General features: G+C 75.6%; 4 protein-coding genes. 2 read left to right on the forward strand and 2 right to left on the reverse strand.

The features are described 5' to 3' along the window. Positions 1-54: 54 nt before the first annotated feature. Together HCN56_RS24005 and HCN56_RS24010 are read right to left on the reverse strand one after the other, a co-directional pair. The gene (locus HCN56_RS24005) at positions 55-1,653 is read right to left on the reverse strand and encodes a hypothetical protein (protein WP_209313126.1); all 1,599 of its coding nucleotides are present in this window, start codon (positions 1,651-1,653) and stop codon (positions 55-57) included. A 73-nt stretch (positions 1,654-1,726) separates the two neighbouring features. Then, entirely contained in the window at positions 1,727-1,921 is a 195-nt protein-coding gene (locus HCN56_RS24010; protein ID WP_167974514.1) for a hypothetical protein, read from the reverse strand. A gap of 246 nt (positions 1,922-2,167) precedes the next feature. On the opposite strand from HCN56_RS24010, the gene HCN56_RS24015 reads away from it, so the two are divergent. After that, positions 2,168-3,406: a MurT ligase domain-containing protein gene (locus tag HCN56_RS24015; protein ID WP_167974516.1), complete on the forward strand. Its 1,239-nt coding sequence runs from the start codon at positions 2,168-2,170 to the stop codon at positions 3,404-3,406. 29 nt (positions 3,407-3,435) lie between these two features. Then, the gene (locus HCN56_RS24020) at positions 3,436-4,164 is read left to right on the forward strand and encodes a type 1 glutamine amidotransferase (protein WP_167974517.1); all 729 of its coding nucleotides are present in this window, start codon (positions 3,436-3,438) and stop codon (positions 4,162-4,164) included. Positions 4,165-4,224: the final 60 nt, after the last annotated feature.

The raw sequence follows: 4,224 nt of genomic DNA on the forward strand, positions 1-4,224 counted from the left end.
CCGCCGCGCTGCTGCGCGGCGGCGCGGGGGCGACCCAGGTGCCGGGCAGCTGGATCACCTGACCCCCGCGGCTCGCTGCTCCTCGCCGGCCGTCCCCGGCGTCCCGGTCCCCGGCGTCCCGGTCTCCGGCGCGCCGGGCCGCTCCGGCAGCAGTGCCAGGACGGCGCGCCGCTGCCGCTCGTCGGTGGTGTCGTCGTAGGGATCGGGCGCCGCCGGAACCTGGAGGCGCAGCAGGGTGCCCGGTGCCGGCCGGGCGTAGCCGCGGCCGGGCGTGGCCCCCGGCGGCGGGGTGGAGACCGGTGCTCCGCCCAGCAGCTCGTGCAGGAGGGCGGGGGGAACCGGTCCGAGCACCACCCGTGCCTCGGTGCACCCCGTCACGGCCGGCCCCAGCGACGCCAGGCCGTCCAGCTGTTCGGCGACGACCACCGTCACCTCGGCCGCCCGGCCGTGGCGCAGCGGCACCTCCAGCAGCTCCTGCGGGTCGCGGACGCCCGCGGTCCGCGCGCGGTGGGCGAGCAGCGCGGGGCGGTCGACCACGATCCACAGCGGCCGCAGCGGGCAGGGGTGGTCCGCCACCGCGGCCTGCCGCGCCCGCGCGAGTTCGGCGAGCCGGCGTTCGGTCTCCACCGTCGCCCACTCCAGGGCGGCGGCGGCACCGGTGGGGGAGGACTCCACGGTGAGGACCCCGCGCCGGCCGGTGAAGCACGCGAACTCGCCCGCGCCGCTGCCGTCCACCAGCAGGACGTCGCCGTCGTCCAGCGCCTGCAGCGCGAGGGAGCGCAGCAGCGAGGTGGTGCCCGACCCCGGCCCGCCGGTCGCCAGCAGGTGCGCGGCGGGCGCCCGGGAGCCGGTGCGCCAGACGACGGGGGCGGCGTCGGTCACCTCCTCGCCGTGGGGTCCGGCCGCGACGGGCACGGTGCGGTCGACCGCGTCGGCGTCGGTGAACCCCAGGACCGCCTCGCCGGGGCCGGTGACGAACCGCTGCGCGCAGACGCCGTCGGGCAGCGGCGGCAGCACCTCCAGCCGGAGCCGGTTGTGCTCCCGGTCCCAGCACATCCGCAGCTCGCGCTCACGGCCGGTCTTGGCGGCGAGCACCTCCTCGACGCGGGCGCGCGCCTCGGCGTCGCCGTCGGGGAAGTGGGCCGGGTAGCGCAGGCAGAGCGCCGTGACGCGGTCGCCGTCGAAGGCGTGGTCGCTCACGACGTCCTCCCAGCGGCCGCCGTAGGTGTAGGCCGGGTCCGCGGTGCAGCCCTCGGGCGCGCCGAAGAACGGGACGAGCGCCTCGTAGACGACGCGGAGCCGTGCGGCCCGCTCCTCCGCCTCGGCGGCGGCCTCGGCCGCGCGGGCCGCGCCGCCCCGCTCGGCGCGGCGGCCGCAGACGACCGCGATCGGGAGCAGGGCGCATCCCGCGAGCAGCGGGCCGTGCGGCATCAGCCACACCAGCGCCGCCCCCGAGACGACGACCGCCGCCAGCGGCAGCCGGCGGTCGCGGGGGGTCGCGCGCCACCGCGCGAGCGCGCCGCGGGCCAGGCCGCCCAGTCCCGCCCACAGCAGGCGGGGCAGGGCGGACGGGGAGCCGAGGTCGTTCGGGTTGCGGACGGCCTCCGCCAGCTCGCCGGCGCGCGTGGACAGGGAACGGATCTTCGCCAGCACCGGGCACCTCCGCCGGGAGCGGGCCGGCGTCGGCGGGAGCGGACCGCTCCCGCCCCCACCGGGCTCGGACGGGTCAGGGGGCGATGCCGCCGAGGAGGCTGGCGAGGCTGTCGCTCCCGGCCTGGATGCTCGGCGCGATGGCCGTGCCGGCGAGGTAGAAGCCGAACATGGCGCAGACGGCCGCGTGCAGCGGCTTCATCCCGTCCTTGCGGAAGAAGAGGAACATGATGACTCCGAGGAGGACGACGCCGGAGACGGACAAGATCATGGGAACTCCCGATGTTGCGGCACGCAGGTCACTCTCCGCACCGTAATGCGCACCATCGGTACACAACAGTTGATCCGATCATATGGGTGAACGGTGGGGTGAAAGCCGCGGACGGTCCCCGCGCGCGCACCCCCGCGCCGCCCTCCGTGCCGCACGCCACTCCTTCCGCCGCGGCGCCGCGCGGCAGAGGCACTCCCCGAGGTCGATAGGGTGGGCCCCACCAAGGGGCAAGGAGGAAGAGAGACGATGACGGAGAGCACTGAACCGCTGTCGCCGCGCGCCAGGTTGGCAGTGACGGCGGGTAAGGCAGCGGCAGCCGTGTCCCGGGCCGCGGGCCGCGGTAGCGGGTCGGTGATCGGGGGCAGGGTGGCCCTGAAGCTGGACCCCGACCTGCTCGCCCGTCTGGCCGGGCACCTCGACGTGGTGCTGGTGTCGGCGACGAACGGCAAGACCACGACCACCCGGCTGATCGCCGAGGCGCTGCGCGCCGGCGGACCGGTGGTCTCCAACGCGCTGGGCGCCAACATGCCCGCGGGTATCACCTCCGCCCTGGCCGGGGGCTCCGACGCGCGCTACGGAGTCATCGAGGTTGACGAGAAGTACCTGGCCGGCGTCGCCCGCGACGTCGAGCCCAAGGTCATCGCGCTGCTCAACCTCTCCCGCGACCAGCTGGACCGCGCCGCCGAGACCCGGATGCTCGCCGAGCACTGGCGCACCGGCCTGGAGGGCTCCAAGGCCACCATCGTCGCCAACTGCGACGACCCGCTGGTCGTCTGGGCCGCCTCCTCCTCCGCCCACGTGGTGTGGGTGGCCGCCGGGCAGGAGTGGAAGGACGACGCCTGGTCCTGCCCCGCCTGCGGCGGGGTGCTCCAGCGCCCGGACGACGGGTTCGTCTGCGGGGAGTGCGGGTTCGCCCGCCCCCAGCCGACCTGGGTGCTCTCCGGCGACCACGTCCTGGACCCGCACGGGTCGGCCTGGCCGATCCACCTCCAGCTGCCGGGCCGCGCCAACAAGGCCAACGCCGCCTCCTCCGCGGCCGTCGCCGCGGTCTTCGGCATCGCGCCCCAGGTCGCCCTGGAGCGGATGTACTCCGTCGCCGCGGTCGCCGGCCGCTACGACGTGGTCACCTACCAGAACCGCGAGCTGCGGCTGCTGCTGGCGAAGAACCCGGCCGGCTGGCTGGAGACGTTCTCGCTGATCGACCCGCCGCCCACCCCGGTGGTGCTCTCGGTCAACGCGCGGGGCGCCGACGGCACCGACACCTCCTGGCTGTGGGACGTCGACTACACCCGGCTCGCCGGCCACCCGATCGCCGTGATCGGCGACCGGCGCCTGGACCTCGCGGTCCGACTGGAGGTCGCCGGGCTGGAGTTCACGGTCCACGACACCCTCCAGCAGGCGATCGGCGCCCTGCCGCCCGGCAGGATCGAACTGATCGCCAACTACACCGCCTTCCAGGACGTCCGCCGCGTCGTCGGCAACTGACCCTCTCCCACCCGAAGGGACGTCAAGCCATGAGTGACACCAGCCTCCGCGTGGTGTGGATCTACCCCGACCTGCTGTCGACCTACGGCGACCAGGGCAACGTGCTCGTCGTGGAGCGCCGCGCCCGGCGGCGCGGGCTCAAGGTCGACCGGATCGACGTCCGCTCCGACCAGCCGATCCCGACCTCGGGCGACATCTACCTGATCGGCGGGGGCGAGGACCGCCCGCAGCGGCTCGCCGCCGAACGGCTGCGGCGCGACGGCGGACTCCAGCGCTCCGTGAACAACGGCGCCATCGTCTTCTCGGTCTGCGCCGGCTACCAGATCCTCGGCCACGAGTTCGTCAACGACCTCGGCAACCCCGAGCCGGGGCTCGGCCTCCTCGACGTCGTCAGCGTCCGCGGCGAGGCCGAACGGTGCGTCGGTGACGTCCTCGCCGACGTCGACCCCGCGCTCGGCCTCCCGGAGCTGACCGGCTTCGAGAACCACCAGGGCGTCACCCACATCGGCCCCGGCGCCCGCCCGCTGGCCACCGTCCGCCTGGGCAAGGGCAACGGCATCGGCGACGGCAACGAGGGGGCGTGGAACGACACGGTCTTCGGCACCTACCTCCACGGCCCGGTCCTCGCCCGCAACCCACTGGTCGCGGACCACCTGCTGAAGCTGGCGCTGGACGTCAACGCCCTGCCGCCGGTCGACGACCGCTGGTACGACGCGCTGCGCGCGGAGCGCATCGCCTCCGCCGCCCAGCCCGCCTGAGCTGCGTCCGCCCCGCCGCACGACACCTCACGCCGCCGCCCGCGCCCCGCTCCGGGGCGC

The organism is Streptomyces lonarensis, assembly GCF_012033735.1.
Lineage (GTDB): Bacteria > Actinomycetota > Actinomycetes > Streptomycetales > Streptomycetaceae > Streptomyces > Streptomyces lonarensis.

What these genes read in the sequence shown, in the direction of transcription:
- HCN56_RS24015 (WP_167974516.1), top strand. Translation starts at nt 2,168, where the DNA reads ATGACGGAGAGCACTGAACCGCTGTCGCCGCGCGCCAGGTTGGCAGTG.
- HCN56_RS24010 (WP_167974514.1), bottom strand. Translation starts at nt 1,921, where the DNA reads ATGATCTTGTCCGTCTCCGGCGTCGTCCTCCTCGGAGTCATCATGTTC.
- HCN56_RS24020 (WP_167974517.1), top strand. Translation starts at nt 3,436, where the DNA reads ATGAGTGACACCAGCCTCCGCGTGGTGTGGATCTACCCCGACCTGCTG.